The sequence below is a fragment of the Streptomyces sp. NPDC043685 genome, assembly GCF_056436585.1.
This window is the reverse complement of sequence record NZ_JBWKCH010000002.1, coordinates 247,954-263,747: the sequence shown is the minus strand read 5'-3', so window position 1 is coordinate 263,747 and position 15,794 is coordinate 247,954. Positions and strand designations below refer to the sequence as shown.

Genomic DNA, 15,794 nt, shown 5'->3' with positions numbered 1-15,794 from the left:
GTCCGGCCGGCGCTCACCCCAGGTGCGTCGGCGCGAACATCCGCAGCACGGCCGGGAGCAGGACCACCGAAGGCCCGGGCGCCGCAAGCGCCTTGGCGAGGTCCTGCTCCAGGGTCTCCGGGGTCGTCCGCACCCCGGGGACACCGAAGGACTCGGCGAGGGCCACGAAGTCGGGCCGGGTCAGTTCCGTCGCGGTCGCCTCGCCGAACGCGTCGTTCATGTACTCGCGCAGGATGCCGTAACCGCCGTCGTCGACGATCAGCCAGGTGACGTTCAGGCCGTACTGGCGGGCCGTCGCCAGCTCGGCGACGGAGTACAGGGCCCCGCCGTCGCCGGAGACGGCGAGGACCGGCCGGGTCGGGTCGGCCGCCGCCGCGCCCAGGGCCGCCGGGAAGGCGTAGCCGAGGCCGCCCGCGCCCTGGGCGGAGTGCATGTGGTTGGGGCCCTTGGCGTCGAACGCCGACCAGGCCCAGTAGGCGAGGATCGTCATGTCCCAGAAGGACGGGGAGTCGGCCGGGAGCGCCCTGCGGACGGCGGCCAGCACGTCCTGTTCGAGGGTGAGTTCCTGGGACGCGATGCGGTCGGCGACCTTCGCGAGCAGCTCCCGGACCCGGTCCGCCGCCGTCGCGTCCTCCCGAACCGACACCGTCTCCAGCAGGGCCTGCAACGCCGGCCGGGCGTCCGCGTGGATGCCCAGCGCCGGGTGGTTGGACTCCAGCTTGCCTAGGTCGGCCTCGATCTGCACGATCCGGCCGCGCGGCTTGAACGTGTGGTAGTTCGAGGAGAGTTCGCCGAGGCCCGAGCCGACGACCAGGAGCACGTCGGCGTCCTCGAGGAAGTCGGTGGTGTGCCGGTCCTCGATCCAGGACTGCAGGGAGAGCGGGTGGTTCCAGGGGAACGCGCCCTTGCCGCCGGGGGTGGTGACGACGGGCGCCTGAAGCCGCTCCGCCAGTTGCCTCAGTTTGCCGGAGGCGTCCGCCCGGACCACTCCGCCGCCCGCGATGATCGCCGGACGGGCAGCCTTGGACAGCAGGTCGGCGGCGACGGCGGTCAGTTCGGGGCGCGGCACCAGTTCCTCGGGGAAGGCGTCGCCGCCGGTGACGACGGGGATCGCCGTCCCGGCGAGCAGCACGTCCTGCGGGATCTCCACCCACACCGGGCCGTGCGGGGCGCTCAGCGCCGACTTCCAGGCCGCCTCGATCGCGGAGGGGATCTGCGACTGGCTGCGCACGGTGTGGACGGACTTGACCACGCCCCGGAACGAGGCGGCCTGGTCCGGGAGTTCGTGAAGATAGCCGTGCCGGCCGCCGCCGAGGCCCGCCACCGGGATCTGGCTGCTGATCGCCAGTACGGGCGCGGAGGCGGCCGCCGCCTCCTGGAGCGCGGGCAGCGAGGTCAGGGCGCCCGGCCCGGTCGACAGCAGCAGCGGCGCGGCCTCTCCGGTGATCCGGCCGTAGGCGTCCGCCGCGAACCCGGCGTTGTTCTCCACCCGCAGGCCGATGTACCTCAGGTCCGAGCGGCGCAGCGCGTCGAACAGGCCGAGGGCGTGCTGGCCGGGCAGGCCGAAGACGGTCGTCGCGCCGAGACCGGCCAGCGTCTCCACGACCAGGTCTCCGCCGGTGCGGCCGGGAGGAGGGTTCAGAGCGGCCTCCGTCTGGGCGGGCGTGGGGCGGAGCACCAGGTCGTGGTCGTGGGTCACTTGGCTTCCGAGTCCTTCCGGGCCACGGCGATCTGGCGCGACATGATCGTGGTCAGTTCGTAGGCGGTGTGGGAGGCCGCCACCGACGTGATCTCCGCGTGGTCGTACGCGGGGGCCACCTCGACGACGTCGGCCGACACCAGGTTGCAGGATGCCAGGCCGCGAAGGATCTCCAGCAGTTCGCGGGAGGTCATGCCGCCGGCCTCGGGGGTGCCGGTGCCCGGGGCGTGGGCCGGGTCGAGGCAGTCGATGTCGATGGAGATGTACAGCGGCCGGTCGCCGATGCGCTGGCGGAGCTGGTCGGCGACCTCGTCGGCGCCGCGCCGGTAGACGTCCGCCGAGGTGACGATGCCGAAGCCCATCTTCTCGTCGTCGGTGAGGTCCTGCTTGCCGTACAGCGGGCCGCGGGTGCCGACGTGGGACAGGGCGGAGGTGTCGAGGATGCCTTCCTCGACCGCGCGGCGGAACGGGGTGCCGTGCGTGTACTCGGCGCCGAAGTAGGTGTCCCAGGTGTCGAGGTGGGCGTCGAAGTGCAGCAGGGCGACGGGGCCGTGCTTCTTCGCGACCGAGCGCAGCAGGGGCAGCGCGATGGTGTGGTCGCCGCCGAGGGTCATCAGCCGGGCGCCGGTGCCGAGCAGGTCGTCCGCGGCGGCCTCGACGGTCTCCACGGCCTCGTTGATGTTGAACGGGTTCACGGCGATGTCGCCGCCGTCCGCGACCTGGGCGAGGGCGAAGGGGGAGGCGTCCTGCGCCGGGTTGTACGGGCGCAGCAGCCGGGACGCCTCGCGGATCGCGTTGCCGCCGAAGCGGGCGCCCGGCCGGTACGAGACACCGGAGTCGAACGGCACGCCGACCACGGCCACATCGGCCCGGCCGACCTCGTCCAGCCGGGGCAGCCGGGCGAAGGTCGCGGGACCGGCGTACCGCGGGACGCGGGAGGAGTCGACGGGCCCGCGCGGGGTCTCGTTGCTGCTCATGAGGTAATGCCTTCTTTCTTACGCTTCATCGCGTATGTACTGCTTGCCGTACGACTTTACTGGGGCGCCGGAACCGCTTCGGACGCGAGTTCGGGTGATCGCCCCGCCGAGGCGCTCGCGCCCGACCCTAGGTGGCCGGAGAGCGGCTGCGAAGTGTACGTTTCATCCATTCGAGCCGGTCCGGATGGAGGGAACGCACACCATGTCGGACCCGGCGGTGCCACCCACTCCCCCCGTCCCGCTGACCGCGCTGCTGGACCGGGAGGACCTGGGCCTGCGGCAGCTCGCGGGGCCGCCCGCCGAGGGTGTCGTCGTCCACTGGGTGCACACCTCGGAGATGGCGGACCCGTATCCGTATCTGCTGGGCGGGGAGCTGCTGCTCAGCGCCGGCGTGCACATCCCCGGGGCGGGCCCGGGGACGGTGGCGGGCCCGGGGACGGCTGGCCCGGGGACGGCTGGCCCGGGGACGGCTGGCCCGGGGACGGCTGGCCCGGGGACGGCTGGCCCGGGGACGGCGGGCTCGGGAGTGGCGGGACCGTTTGCGGCAAGCCCCGGGACGGCGGGCTCGGAAACGGGCCCAGGGAGGGCGGGAGCGGGCACGGCCCCAGGGACGGCGGGAACGGGCACTGCAGGGCCGGGGACAGCGGCAGGCCCTGAGACAGCGGCGGGACCGGAGACGGCAGGTCCGGAGACGGCAGGTCCGGGGGCCTCCTACTTCGACGACTACGTCTCCCGGATCGTGGCGGCGGGTGGCGCCGCCCTCGGCTTCGGGGTGGCCCCGGTGCACGACACCGTCCCGGAGGCACTGGTCGCGGCCTGCGAGACCCACGGCCTGCCGCTGCTGGAGGTACCGCCCCGGACCACCTTCTCGGGCGTCGCCCGCGCGGTCTGGCAGCTGATGGCCAGTGCCCGCCTGGCCGAACTCCGCCACGTCACCGAGGCGCAGCAGAGCCTCGCCGCCGCCGCGTCCCGACCCGACCCGGTCCCGTCGGTGCTCCGGCAGCTCGCGCAACGGCTGGGCGGCTGGGCGGTGCTGTACGGCCCGGAGGGCACGGAGATCGCGACAGCGGGCCGGATGCCCGGGGACGACGCCCGGGCGGCACTGACCCGGCTGACGGAGGTCGTACGACCTGCCCCGTCGACGCCGGCGCCCGGGGCGGCACCGCAGCCCGGGTCCAGCTCACCCGCGAGCGTGCCACGGCCGCCCGAGCCCGGCACCCCGGCCCGGCCCGAGCGTCCCACGGCGGCGGCACCCGGCGCTCCCGCCCGCCCGGCCCCCTCCCCCACCACCACCGAATCCGGCCGCCCGGCCCCCTCCTCGGCCACCGACTCCGTCGCCGGGCTGCACCTCGCCGCGTACAGCCTGGGCGCCGGGCACGACTTCGTGCTCGGGGTCGCCATCGCCCGGCGCGCGCCCGGCGACCACACCGTCGCCTCCGTCGCCTCCGTACTGCTGTCGCTGCTCACCGGGGAGCAGCAGAGCGGCACCGGGGCCGCCCGGTCCTCCGCGCTGGTGCGGATGCTGCTGGGCATGCCGCCCGAGGAGGTCGCGCCGCTGCTCGGCGACGGGCCGTGGGTCGTCGTCGCGGCCCGGCCGGAAGGGGGCGGCAGCCCCGACCCCGTCGCGGCCTCCGCGCTGGGCGCCGTGCTGGGGTCCGCCCTGGTCGACCCGGCGGGCGACGTCGTACGGGCCCTGGTCCCGGCCGACCGGGCACCGGCCGCCCCCCTGCCCGGCTGGACCCTGGGCGTCAGCGCGGCGGTGGAACCGCGTGACTGGCCCGCCGCCGACACCCAGGCCGCCCGCGCCCTGGCCCGGGCCCGCGCGACCCGCGTCCCGCTGCTCCGGCACAGCGCACGCCCCGCTCTGGCCGACCTGGTGCCGCCCGGCGAGGCGGCGGCCCACGCCCGCGCGCTCCTCGCCCCCGTCCTGGCCCACCCCACGCTCACCGAGACGCTGCGCACCTGGCTCTCCCTGCACGGCAGCTGGGACCGCACCGCCGTCGCCCTGTCCGTGCACCGCAACACCGTCCGCCAGCGTGTCGCCCGCTGCGCGGCCCTGCTGGAGACGGACCTGGACGACCCGGACGCACGGATGGAACTCTGGTTCGCGCTGCGCCGGATCTGAGCACGCGGGCCGGGTTCCGCCATGGACGCGGGCCGGTTCCGCCGTGTACGCGGGCCGGTTCCGCCGTGTACGCGGGCCGGTTCCGCTGAGTACGTGAGCGGGGCCCCGCTGAGTACGTGACGCACATCCCAGCGTGCGATACGCCAGGGACGCCCCCCGGCGGCTGCCTCACAATGGATGCCATGCCGATATCCGGGACACCCAGCCGCGCCGAACTCGTCGAACACCTCGTCAGGACGCGCATCGCGGGCGACGTCGCCACCCCCCGCGAGAACAACCTCTCCCACTACCGCAAGCTGGCGAACAGCGACCGCCACTACTGGTTCGGGCTGGAACTCGGCGACCGCTGGAACGATGAGCAGGACGTCCTCGCGGTGATGGCGGAGCGGGTCGGTGTGAACGACGACCCCGAGTACCGGTACGGCCAGGACACCATCGACCCGGAGCTGACCGTCGACGGTCTGGAGCGGATGGCCGGGCGGCTGCGCAAGGCGGCGGACGGGCAGCAGCGCGTCCTCTTTGCCACCGGCCACCCCGGCGGCCTCCTCGACGTCCACCGCGCCACCGCGTCCGCGCTGCGCGCCGCCGGCTGCGAGATCGTCGTCATCCCGGACGGGCTGACGACCGAAGAGGGTTACGTCATGCAGTTCGCGGACGTGGCCGTCCTGGAGCACGGCGCGACCCTGTGGCACACCCACTCGGGCGAACCGATGAAGGCGATCCTGAAGGGCCTGGAGCGCGAGGGCCGCCCGCTGCCCGACCTGGTCGTCGCCGACCACGGCTGGGCGGGCTACGCCGGCCAGCACGGCGTGGACTCCGTCGGCTACGCCGACTGCAACGACCCGGCCCTCTTCATCGCCGAGGCCGAGGGCACCGTGCAGGTGACGGTGCCTCTCGACGACCACGTGATCAGCCCCCGCCACTACGACCCGATGACGGCGTACCTGCTGGCGCAGGCGGGCCTCAGTTAGAACCCGGCTCGCGCGGGACGCGGACCACGCCCTCCTGGATCACGGTGATGGCCAGCCGCCCGTCCTGCGTGTAGATCCGCGCCTGCCCCAGTCCCCGGCCGCCGTACGCGGACGGGGACTCCTGGTCGTACAGCAGCCACTCGTCGGCGCGGAACGGCCGGTGGAACCACATCGCGTGGTCGAGCGAGGCCCCCACGACGTCCCCGACGGCCCAGCCGCCGCGCCCGTGCGCGAGCAGCACGGAGTCGAGCAGGGTCATGTCGGAGACGTAGGTGGCGAGGACGACGTGCAGCAGCGGGTCGTCCGCCAGTTTGCCGTTGGTGCGGAACCACACCTGGGAGTGCGGCTCGCGCGGCTCCCCGAAGCGGCCGAACGGCGGCTCGTCGACGTACCGCAGATCGACGGAGGCGCGGGCCTCGAGGAACTTCTCCACCACGACGGGGTCGAGGTGCCCGTACGCGCGCAGCCGCTCCTCGCCGGTCGGGAGGGTCTCGGGGTCGGGCGAGGCGGGCATCGGCTCCTGGTGGTCCAGCCCGTCCTCGTACGTCTGGAAGGACGCCGAGAGGTGGAAGATCGGCTTGCCGTGCTGGACGGCGACGACCCTGCGGGTGGTGAAGGAGCGGCCGTCGCGGATCCGGTCGACGGTGTAGACGATGGGCGCGCCGGGGTCTCCGGGACGCAGGAAGTACGCGTGCAGTGAGTGCGCGGGCCGGTCGGCGGGGACCGTCCGCCCGGCGGCGACGAGTGCCTGGGCCGCGACCTGTCCGCCGAAGACGCGGGGGACGACGGCGGACCGGGACCGGCCGCGGAAGATGTCCTCCTCGATCTGCTCCAGGTCGAGCAGATCGAGGAGGTCCTGAAGTGCCTGGCTCATGAGGTAGTTGTACCGGCCAGTGATCGCGTGCCGGTGTCGGGGGCCTTACAGGCCCATGTCCTTGGCGATGATCGACTTCATGATCTCGCTGGTGCCGCCGTAGATGCGGTTGACGCGGTTGTCCGCGTACAGGCGGGCGATCGGGTACTCGTTCATGTAGCCGTAGCCGCCGTGCAGCTGGAGGCAGCGGTCGATCACGCGGTGGGCGACCTCGGTGCAGAACAGCTTCGCGGAGGCAGCCTCGGCGGGGGTGAGCTCACCGGCGTCCAGGGCCTCGGTCGCGCGGTCGGCGACGGCCTCGGCGGCGTCCACCTCGGCCTGGCAGGCGGCCAGCTCGAACTTGGTGTTCTGGAAGTGCGCGACCGGCTTGCCGAAGACGGTGCGCTCCTGCACGTACTGCTTGGCGAACCGGACGGCGGCCTTGGCCTGGGCGTAGGCGCCGAAGGCGATGCCCCAGCGCTCGGAGGCCAGGTTGTGGCCGAGGTAGTAGAAGCCCTTGTTCTCCTCGCCGAGGAGGTCCTCGACGGGCACCTTGACGTCGACGAACGCCAGCTCGGCGGTGTCGGAGGTCTTCAGGCCGAGCTTGTCGAGCTTGCGGCCGACGGAGTAGCCCTCGGACTTGGTGTCCACGGCGAACAGGGAGATGCCGTGACGGCGGTCCTCGGCGGTCGGGGCCGAGGTGCGGGCGCAGACGATCACACGGTCGGCGTGCACGCCGCCGGTGATGAAGGTCTTGGCGCCGTTGAGGACGTAGTGCGTGCCGTCCTCGCTGAGCTTGGCGGTGGACTTCATGCCCGCGAGGTCGGAACCGGTGCCCGGCTCCGTCATCGCGATGGCCCACATCTCCTCGCCGGTGACGAACTTCGGCAGGTAGCGCTTCTTCTGCTCGTCCGTCGCCAGCATCTTGATGTAGGGCAGCGCGAGCAGCACGTGCACACCGGAGCCGCCGAACTGGACACCGGCGCGAGCGGTCTCCTCGTACAGCACGGCCTCGAACTTGTGGCTCTCCAGGCCCGCGCCGCCGAACTCCTCGGGCACGTTGATGCCGAAGATGCCCAGCTCACCGAGCTTGTAGTAGAAGTCGCGGGGCGCCTGGCCCGCCGCGAACCACTCGTCGTACACCGGTACGACTTCGGCCTCGATGAAGGCGCGAAGGGTCTCCCGGAACGCCTCGTGATCCTCGTTGAAAACCGTACGGCGCACGCCGCCACCTCCACGACCTCATGTCTAAGCGCTTGCTCAGCCAAAGATACCGGCGAGTATCGGGGCGGTCCAGGGTGGGGGTGGGGTAACGCTCGTCACGCTGGGGGTGGACCCCCTTGGATCCCCACCTCGCGCGCCCCGGTGCCACACGCCCCTCTGGTGCGGAGGGGGCGAAGCCACCACGGGGGCGCAGGGGGCGAAGCCACCACGGGGGTGCAGGGGGCGAAGCCCCCGCCGGGGCCCGGGGCGGAGCCCCGAAACGAGCCCGGCCCCCTGGCCAACAGATACGGGCGGGTGGGCGGGCAAACTCCGGGGGCGCAGGGGGCGAAGCCCCCGCCGGGGCCCGGGGCGGAGCCCCGAAACGAGCCCGGCCTCCTGGCCGACAGATACGGGCGGGTGGGTGGGCGAAACCCCTAATCCCCCGCCGCCGCAAACGCCCCCCGGGCCATCCGATGCAGCAACTCCGCCGTCGCCCCCCGCCCGGGCAACACCCCACCCCTCCCCAGATGCGGCGTCGAGTTCAGCAACCCGAACACCGAGTGCACGGCCGACCGAGCCGCAGGCTCACCCAGCCCCGGGTAGACCTCCCGTACGACCCCCACCCACAGCTCCACGTACTGCCGCTGCAACTGCCGCACCATCTTCCGGTCGCTGTCCCGGAGGCGATCCAGCTCCCGGTCGTGCAGGGTGATCAGAGGCCGGTCATCGAGCGCGAAGTCGATATGCCCCTCGATCAGCGAGTCGAGCACCTGCTCCGCCCCACCCCCGTCCGCCTCCGCCAGCCTCCGCTTCGCCCCGGTCAGCAACTGCCCGCTGATCCCCACCAGCAGCTCCGCGAGCATCGCGTCCTTGCCCGCGAAGTGCCGGTACAACCCGGGCCCGCTGATCCCGACCGCGGCACCTATCTCGTCGACTCCGACCCCGTGGAAGCCCCGCTCGGCGAACAGCCGCGCGGCCTCCTTGAGGATCTGCTCGCGGCGGGTGGGGGCGTCGGTTCTGGTGGCCATGGAATCAATTCTAGACAGCGAGGTTAGCGCTCGTTAACCTGAAGGAAATGCGTTAACGCTCATTAACAAGGTGAGGGGACCCGCAGGATGCACGAGGCACCGGAGCTCACGAGCGCGGCAGACCCCGCGTCGGAGGCCTTTCGGGCCAACGAGGAGGCGCACCGCACCCTCGTGGAGGAGCTGCGCACCAAGCTGGCCGCAGCCGCCCGGGGCGGCGGCGAGAAGGCCCGCGCCCGCCACACCGCACGCGGCAAGCTGCTCCCCCGCGACCGCGTCGACACCCTCCTCGACCCCGGCTCACCCTTCCTGGAGCTCGCCCCGCTCGCGGCCGACGGGCTGTACGAGGACCAGGCCCCGGCCGCCGGCGTCATCGCCGGCATCGGCCGGGTCAGCGGCCGCGAGACCGTGATCGTCGCCAACGACGCCACGGTCAAGGGCGGCACCTACTACCCGCTGACGGTCAAGAAGCACCTCCGCGCCCAGGAGGTCGCCCTCGACAACCGCCTGCCCTGTGTCTACCTGGTGGACTCCGGCGGCGCGTTCCTGCCCATGCAGGACGAGGTCTTCCCGGACCGCGACCACTTCGGCCGGATCTTCTACAACCAGGCCCGCCTGTCCGGCGCCGGCATCCCCCAGATCGCCGCCGTCCTCGGCTCGTGCACAGCCGGCGGGGCGTACGTCCCGGCGATGAGCGACGAGGCCGTGATCGTCCGCAACCAGGGCACGATCTTCCTGGGCGGCCCGCCCCTGGTGAAGGCGGCCACGGGCGAGGTCGTCACGGCGGAGGAGCTCGGCGGCGGCGAGGTCCACTCCCGCGTCTCGGGCGTCACCGACCACCTCGCGGAGAACGACGCGCACGCCCTGCGCATCGTCCGCACGATCGTCTCCACCCTCCCGGCCCGGGGCCCCCTCCCCTGGGAGGTCACCGACCCCGTCGAGCCCAAGGTTGACCCGCACGGCCTGTACGGCGCGGTCCCGGTCGACTCCCGCACCCCCTACGACGTGCGCGAGATCATCGCCCGGGTCGTCGACGGCTCCCGCTTCGCGGAGTTCAAGTCCGAGTTCGGCCAGACCCTGGTCACCGGCTTCGCCCGGATCCACGGCCACCCGGTGGGCATCGTCGCCAACAACGGCATCCTGTTCGCCGAGTCCGCCCAGAAGGGCGCCCACTTCATCGAGCTGTGCGACCAGCGCGGCATCCCGCTGGTGTTCCTTCAGAACATCTCGGGCTTCATGGTCGGCAAGGACTACGAGGCGGGCGGCATCGCCAAGCACGGCGCCAAGATGGTCACGGCCGTGGCCTGCACCCGCGTACCGAAGCTCACGGTCGTGGTCGGCGGCTCGTACGGCGCGGGCAACTACTCGATGTGCGGCCGGGCGTACTCGCCCCGCTTCCTGTGGATGTGGCCGAACGCCAAGATCTCGGTCATGGGCGGCGAGCAGGCCGCCTCGGTCCTCGCGACCGTCAAGCGGGACCAGCTGGAGGCCCGCGGCGAGTCCTGGCCGGCGGAGGACGAGGACGCCTTCAAGGCCCCGATCCGCGCCCAGTACGAGCGCCAGGGCAACGCCTACTACGCGACGGCCCGCCTCTGGGACGACGGTGTCATCGACCCGATGGACACCCGTCAGGTCCTGGGCCTGGCCCTGACCGCCTGCGCCAACGCGCCCCTGGGTGACCCCCAGTTCGGCGTCTTCCGGATGTGAGGGGACGGACGACGATGTTCGAGACAGTGCTGGTGGCCAACCGTGGCGAGATCGCCGTACGCGTCATCCGAACGCTGCGGTCGATGGGCGTGCGCTCGGTGGCCGTCTTCTCCGACGCGGACGCCGACGCCCGGCACGTCCGCGAGGCGGACACGGCGGTGCGGATCGGCCCGGCCCCCGCCTCCGAGAGCTACCTCTCGGTGGAGCGTCTGCTGGAGGCCGCGGCCCGCACGGGCGCCCAGGCCGTCCACCCCGGCTACGGCTTCCTCGCCGAGAACGCGGCCTTCGCGCGCGCCTGCGCCGACGCGGGCCTGGTCTTCATCGGGCCCCCGGCGGACGCGATCGCGCTGATGGGCGACAAGATCCGCGCCAAGGAGACGGTCCAGGAGGCCGGGGTGCCGGTGGTGCCCGGCGGCCGTGACCCGGAGCTGGCGGAGGCGGCCCGCACGCTGGGCGCGCCGGTGCTGCTGAAGCCCAGCGCGGGCGGCGGCGGCAAGGGCATGCGCCTGGTGCGGGACCTGACCCGCCTGGAGGACGAGATCGCCTCGGCCCGCCGCGAGGCCCGCGCCTCCTTCGGCGACGACACCCTCCTGGTGGAGCGCTGGATCGACCGCCCCCGCCACATCGAGATCCAGGTCCTCGCGGACGGCCACGGCCATGTGGTCCACCTGGGCGAACGCGAGTGCTCCCTCCAGCGCCGCCACCAGAAGGTCATCGAGGAGGCGCCGAGCGTCCTGCTCGACGAGGAGACGCGAGCCGCGATGGGCGAGGCGGCGGTCCAGGCGGCCCGCTCCTGCGGTTACCGGGGGGCGGGCACGGTGGAGTTCATCGTCCCCGGCACCGACCCGTCGTCGTACTACTTCATGGAGATGAACACCCGCCTCCAGGTGGAGCACCCGGTCACCGAGCTGATCACGGGCCTGGACCTGGTCGAGTGGCAGCTGCGGGTCGCGGCCGGGGAGCCCCTGGCCTTCACCCAGGAGGACGTACGCCTGACCGGGCACGCGGTGGAGGCCCGCATCTGCGCCGAGGACCCGGCCCGCGGCTTCCTGCCCTCGGGCGGCACGGTCCTCAGGCTCCGCGAACCGCAGGGCGACGGCGTGCGCACCGACTCGGGGCTCACCGAGGGCACGGAGGTCGGCAGCCTCTACGATCCGATGCTCTCCAAGGTCATCGCGTACGGCCCCGACCGGGCGACGGCCCTGCGCAAGCTGCGCGCGGCCCTGGCGGAGACGGTCACGCTCGGCGTGCAGACCAACGCCGGTTTCCTGCGCCGCCTGCTCGCCCACCCGGCGGTGGTCTCCGGCGACATGGACACCGGCCTGGTCGAGCGCGAGGTGGAGACCCTGGTCCCCACGGACGTGCCCGAGGAGGTCTACGAGGCGGCGGCGGCCGTCCGCCTGGAGGCCCTGAAGCCCGAACCGGGCGGCTGGACGGACCCCTTCTCGGTCCCGAGCGGCTGGCGGCTGGGCGGCGCGCGCAAGCCACCCGCCTTCCACCTGAAGGTGCAGGACCCGCTGGAGTACACCCCGCGCGGCACGGCGACGGTCACCGACGACCGGGTCGCGGTGACCCTGGACGGCGTCCGGCACACCTTCCACCGCGCCGCCGACTGGCTCGGCCGCGACGGCGACGCCTGGCATGTGCGCGACCACGACCCGGTCGCCGCGTCCCTGACCCGGTCGGCGCACGCGGGAGCCGACTCCCTCACCGCCCCCATGCCCGGCACGGTGACCGTCGTCAAGGTCGCCGTGGGCGACGAGGTGAGCGCCGGCCAGAGCCTGCTGGTGGTGGAGGCGATGAAGATGGAGCACGTCATCTCCGCCCCGCACGCCGGCACCGTCGCCGAACTGGACGTCTCGCCGGGCACCACGGTCGCCATGGACCAGGTCCTGGCGGTCATCGCACCGCACGAGGAGGCGGCGGAATGACAGCACCGGGACTCCCGATGACCGTCCCGAGCGGGGACCTGCCCACCCGGGTCCGTATCCACGAGGTCGGCGCACGCGACGGCCTGCAGAACGAGAAGGCCACGGTTCCCACGGAGGTCAAGGCGCAGTTCATCCGCCGCCTGGCCGGCGCGGGCCTGACCACGATCGAGGCGACGAGCTTCGTCCACCCCAAGTGGGTCCCCCAACTGGCGGACGCCGAGGCGCTGTTCCCGATGATCGACGATCTGCCGGTGGCGCTCCCGGTCCTGGTGCCGAACGAGCGCGGCCTGGACCGCGCCCTGGCACTGGGCGCCCGGCGGGTGGCGGTCTTCGCCAGCGCCACGGAGTCGTTCGCCAAGGCCAACCTCAACCGCACGGTGGACGAGGCCCTGGCGATGTTCGAGCCGGTGGTGGCCCGGGCGAAGGCCGATACGGTTCACGTCCGCGGCTACCTCTCCATGTGCTTCGGCGACCCGTGGGAGGGCGCGGTCCCGATTCCGCGGGTGGTGAAGGTCTGCCGCGCCCTGCTGGACATGGGCTGCGACGAACTGAGCCTGGGCGACACGATCGGAGTGGCGACCCCGGGCCACGTGGTCGCGCTCCTCGCGGCCCTGGACGAGGCGGGCGTCCCGCCCGCCGCCCTCGGCGTCCACTTCCACGACACCTACGGCCAGGCCCTGGCCAACACCCTCGCGGCGCTCCAGCAGGGCGTCACGACGATCGACGCCTCGGCGGGCGGTCTGGGCGGCTGCCCGTACGCGAAGTCGGCGACGGGCAACCTCGCCACCGAAGACCTCGTGTGGATGCTGCGGGGCCTCGGCATCGACACCGGAATCGACCTCGGCCGCCTCGTCGCCACGAGCACGTGGATGGCCGCCCATCTGGGCCGACCCAGCCCGTCCCGCACCGTCCGAGCCCTGTCCCACGAGGACACCGAGGAGCACTGATCACCATGGACTACCGTCTCTCCCCCGAGCTGGAGGAACTCCGGCGCACGGTCGAGGAGTTCGCCCACGAGGTGGTGGCGCCGAAGATCGGCGACTTCTACGAGCGGCACGAGTTCCCGTACGAGATCGTCCGGGAGATGGGCCGCATGGGCCTGTTCGGCCTGCCGTTCCCGGAGGAGTACGGCGGCATGGGCGGCGACTACCTGGCCCTCGGCGTGGCCCTGGAGGAGCTGGCCCGGGTCGACTCCTCGATCGCCATCACCCTGGAGGCCGGTGTCTCGCTCGGCGCGATGCCGATCCACCTGTACGGCACCGAGGCGCAGAAGCAGGAGTGGCTGCCCCGCCTGTGCTCGGGCGAGGTCCTGGGCGCGTTCGGCCTGACGGAGCCGGACGGCGGCAGCGACGCGGGCGCGACCCGCACGACGGCCCGCCTGGACGAGTCGACGAACGAATGGGTCATCAACGGCACCAAGTGCTTCATCACCAACTCGGGCACGGACATCACGGGCCTGGTGACGGTCACGGCGGTCACGGGCCGCAAGCCCGACGGCCGGCCGCGGATCTCCTCGATCATCGTCCCGTCGGGCACCCCCGGCTTCACGGTCGCGGCCCCGTACTCCAAGGTCGGCTGGAACGCCTCGGACACCCGCGAGCTGTCCTTCACGGACGTCCGCGTCCCGGCGGCGAACCTGCTGGGCGAGGAGGGCCGCGGCTACGCCCAGTTCCTGCGCATCCTCGACGAGGGCCGCATCGCCATCGCGGCCCTGGCGACGGGCCTGGCACAGGGCTGCGTGGACGAATCGGTGAAGTACGCCAAGGAACGCCACGCGTTCGGCAGGCCGATCGCGTCGAACCAGGCCATCCAGTTCAAGATCGCGGACATGGAGATGAAGGCCCACACGGCCCGCCTGGCCTGGCGCGACGCGGCGGCCCGCCTGGTCTCGGGCGCCCCCTTCAAAAAGGAAGCGGCCCTGGCCAAACTCCACTCCTCCACGGTCGCGGTGGACAACGCCCGAGAGGCCACCCAGATCCACGGCGGCTACGGCTTCATGAACGAGTACCCGGTGGCCCGCATGTGGCGAGACTCCAAAATCCTGGAAATCGGCGAGGGCACGAGCGAGGTCCAGCGCATGCTGATCGCGCGGGAGTTGGGGTTGGTGGGCTGAGGGACGCTGAAGTGCCTGCGTCGGTATGGCGCAGACCAACGCCCGTCGTGCACGGCCAAGCATAGAGGGCCTTCCCGCACTTGGTGCGGGAAGGCCCCTGCTCTTTTCACTTCACTTGTCCGACTCTTCCGCCTCACCGATAACGGCGCCCTCGGCCATCTCTTCAAAAAGAGCATCCACGTCACCGAGTGACATGGGACCACAAGCCGCCTGGAAGACCTTTCCGTCACTCCAGGCGATCATCCATCCTCCGTTGGAGAGATCACGCCTTTCGCGCGGCACGAGGACACCTTCCAAGTCCGTTTCGCTCACATCGATCCGAATGTGCCACCCAGGATTATCCGTCGTGGCCATTTTGATGCCGAACTCGTGCTCCCATTCGCCGTCACAGTTGGATGCGTACCACGACTGGATATAACTGATACCCCGGCCCCCATCATGAGCAACCGAGGGACTTCTCCCAGTCTTGCGGCGCACGCGCGTCACCCCGGTTCGGAAGATTGATGTGAGACCTTTCCACTACCGTACGCCTGCTGCTTGGCCGCGTCCGGCCGCGCCTTCTGCTGGCACGCCCGGTGCTGCGCCGGCGACTTGGTTGGCTTCTTGACGCCGTAGTACGTGTAGTAGGTGTCGGTCGCCTTGACACCGGCCAGGAGACCAGATGTACAACTCCAACGTATTCCTGGCGGGACGCCGGGCGAGGCCGAGCTGGAATTCGCCGGCCGCTGCGCCCTGGCCGGGTTCCCCGACGGCGCTCTCGCCGTCCGCCTCGAAGACGGCGCGGGCGGCGCCGCCGTCTTTCCGGCACAGGCCTCCCCGTCCGACGGCACGTTCGTCGTGCGGGTGCCGGTCGCCGAACTGCCGGCCGGCCTGTGGAGCGGGCAGCTGCGGCTCGGCGACTGGGCGTGGGACCTGCCGTCGGCCCCCGAGGACCTCGCGTCCGCCAAGTGGCGTCGTCACGGCCTGCCTTGGTATGCGAAACCCGTGACGGACCAGGACGAGCGTTTCGCCCTGCGCGTCGCCCGCACCGACCTCCTCCGGGCCGTGACCCGGCGCCTCAAGCCGTAGGAGCGGGCACGCCGAGGGCTGTCCGCCCGCACCCCGTGAGGGGTCTCACCACACAGCCGGGCATTCCCACTCCCACCCCGGGCACACACCCCAGCCCCCCTCTGGACAGGAACCGAGGTTAG

The 15,794-nt window shown here is 72.3% G+C and carries 13 protein-coding genes; 7 read left to right on the top strand and 6 right to left on the bottom strand.

Translation table 11 applies throughout. From position 1 onward, the window contains the following. Window positions 1-13: 13 nt before the first annotated feature. Together AC0665_RS05940 and speB are read right to left on the bottom strand one after the other, a co-directional pair. Complete coding sequence (locus tag AC0665_RS05940; protein WP_478602071.1) at window positions 14-1,699, bottom strand: thiamine pyrophosphate-binding protein; 1,686 nt, start codon at window positions 1,697-1,699, stop codon at window positions 14-16. Then, on the bottom strand, window positions 1,696-2,676 hold the full coding sequence (gene speB / locus AC0665_RS05935; RefSeq protein ID WP_478704495.1) for an agmatinase: 981 nt from the start codon (window positions 2,674-2,676) through the stop codon (window positions 1,696-1,698). Before speB ends, AC0665_RS05940 begins: the two co-directional genes overlap by 4 nt. A 202-nt stretch (window positions 2,677-2,878) precedes the next feature. Between speB and AC0665_RS05930 the strand changes: the two genes are divergently transcribed. Both AC0665_RS05930 and AC0665_RS05925 read left to right on the top strand, forming a co-directional pair. Continuing rightward, window positions 2,879-4,801, top strand: coding sequence for a helix-turn-helix domain-containing protein (locus AC0665_RS05930; RefSeq protein WP_478704494.1), 1,923 nt, complete (start codon window positions 2,879-2,881; stop codon window positions 4,799-4,801). Window positions 4,802-4,983: 182 nt separating this feature from the next. Next, window positions 4,984-5,772, top strand: a complete 789-nt coding sequence (locus tag AC0665_RS05925; RefSeq protein ID WP_468409411.1) for a phosphatase — start codon at window positions 4,984-4,986, stop codon at window positions 5,770-5,772. Here the strand turns inward: AC0665_RS05925 and AC0665_RS05920 are convergent. The 3 genes from AC0665_RS05920 to AC0665_RS05910 form a co-directional block, all read right to left on the bottom strand. Further along, window positions 5,765-6,646, bottom strand: coding sequence for an acyl-CoA thioesterase (locus AC0665_RS05920; RefSeq protein ID WP_468409413.1), 882 nt, complete (start codon window positions 6,644-6,646; stop codon window positions 5,765-5,767). The genes AC0665_RS05925 and AC0665_RS05920 overlap by 8 nt on opposite strands. Window positions 6,647-6,691: 45 nt before the next feature. Then, complete coding sequence (locus tag AC0665_RS05915; protein WP_030241240.1) at window positions 6,692-7,849, bottom strand: acyl-CoA dehydrogenase family protein; 1,158 nt, start codon at window positions 7,847-7,849, stop codon at window positions 6,692-6,694. A gap of 413 nt (window positions 7,850-8,262) precedes the next feature. Further along, window positions 8,263-8,856: an SACE_7040 family transcriptional regulator gene (locus tag AC0665_RS05910; protein ID WP_363121811.1), complete on the bottom strand. Its 594-nt coding sequence runs from the start codon at window positions 8,854-8,856 to the stop codon at window positions 8,263-8,265. Between the two features lie 87 nt (window positions 8,857-8,943). Here AC0665_RS05910 and AC0665_RS05905 point away from each other — a divergent pair, with 87 nt between their 5' ends. Genes AC0665_RS05905 through AC0665_RS05890 form a run of 4 tightly spaced genes read left to right on the top strand, consistent with a single transcriptional unit; the run spans window position 8,944 to window position 14,604 of the window. After that, on the top strand, window positions 8,944-10,560 hold the full coding sequence (locus tag AC0665_RS05905; RefSeq protein WP_478704493.1) for a carboxyl transferase domain-containing protein: 1,617 nt from the start codon (window positions 8,944-8,946) through the stop codon (window positions 10,558-10,560). 14 nt (window positions 10,561-10,574) lie between these two features. Then, a complete protein-coding gene (locus AC0665_RS05900; RefSeq protein WP_478602064.1) occupies window positions 10,575-12,491 on the top strand; it encodes an acetyl/propionyl/methylcrotonyl-CoA carboxylase subunit alpha in 1,917 nt (638 codons plus the stop codon). After that, complete coding sequence (locus AC0665_RS05895; RefSeq protein WP_478602062.1) at window positions 12,488-13,438, top strand: hydroxymethylglutaryl-CoA lyase; 951 nt, start codon at window positions 12,488-12,490, stop codon at window positions 13,436-13,438. Before AC0665_RS05900 ends, AC0665_RS05895 begins: the two co-directional genes overlap by 4 nt. Window positions 13,439-13,443: 5 nt before the next feature. Beyond that, entirely contained in the window at window positions 13,444-14,604 is a 1,161-nt protein-coding gene (locus AC0665_RS05890) for an acyl-CoA dehydrogenase family protein (RefSeq protein ID WP_468409422.1), read from the top strand. Between the two features lie 111 nt (window positions 14,605-14,715). Here the strand turns inward: AC0665_RS05890 and AC0665_RS05885 are convergent, their stop codons facing one another. Then, window positions 14,716-15,081 carry an immunity 53 family protein gene (locus AC0665_RS05885; RefSeq protein WP_478704492.1) on the bottom strand — a complete coding sequence of 122 codons (366 nt, stop codon included), beginning with the start codon at window positions 15,079-15,081 and terminating at the stop codon, window positions 14,716-14,718. A gap of 162 nt (window positions 15,082-15,243) precedes the next feature. On the opposite strand from AC0665_RS05885, the gene AC0665_RS05880 reads away from it, so the two are divergent. After that, the gene (locus tag AC0665_RS05880; protein WP_478704491.1) at window positions 15,244-15,672 is read left to right on the top strand and encodes a hypothetical protein; all 429 of its coding nucleotides are present in this window, start codon (window positions 15,244-15,246) and stop codon (window positions 15,670-15,672) included. The last annotated feature ends 122 nt before the right edge of the window (window positions 15,673-15,794 follow it).

Excerpts from the sequence above, each read along its gene's own strand:
- AC0665_RS05905 (WP_478704493.1), top strand. The coding sequence starts at position 8,944 with ATGCACGAGGCACCGGAGCTCACGAGCGCGGCAGACCCCGCGTCGGAG.
- AC0665_RS05920 (WP_468409413.1), bottom strand. The coding sequence starts at position 6,646 with ATGAGCCAGGCACTTCAGGACCTCCTCGATCTGCTCGACCTGGAGCAG.
- AC0665_RS05930 (WP_478704494.1), top strand. The coding sequence starts at position 2,879 with ATGTCGGACCCGGCGGTGCCACCCACTCCCCCCGTCCCGCTGACCGCG.
- speB (WP_478704495.1), bottom strand. The coding sequence starts at position 2,676 with ATGAGCAGCAACGAGACCCCGCGCGGGCCCGTCGACTCCTCCCGCGTC.
- AC0665_RS05910 (WP_363121811.1), bottom strand. The coding sequence starts at position 8,856 with ATGGCCACCAGAACCGACGCCCCCACCCGCCGCGAGCAGATCCTCAAG.
- AC0665_RS05890 (WP_468409422.1), top strand. The coding sequence starts at position 13,444 with ATGGACTACCGTCTCTCCCCCGAGCTGGAGGAACTCCGGCGCACGGTC.
- AC0665_RS05895 (WP_478602062.1), top strand. The coding sequence starts at position 12,488 with ATGACAGCACCGGGACTCCCGATGACCGTCCCGAGCGGGGACCTGCCC.
- AC0665_RS05925 (WP_468409411.1), top strand. The coding sequence starts at position 4,984 with ATGCCGATATCCGGGACACCCAGCCGCGCCGAACTCGTCGAACACCTC.
- AC0665_RS05900 (WP_478602064.1), top strand. The coding sequence starts at position 10,575 with ATGTTCGAGACAGTGCTGGTGGCCAACCGTGGCGAGATCGCCGTACGC.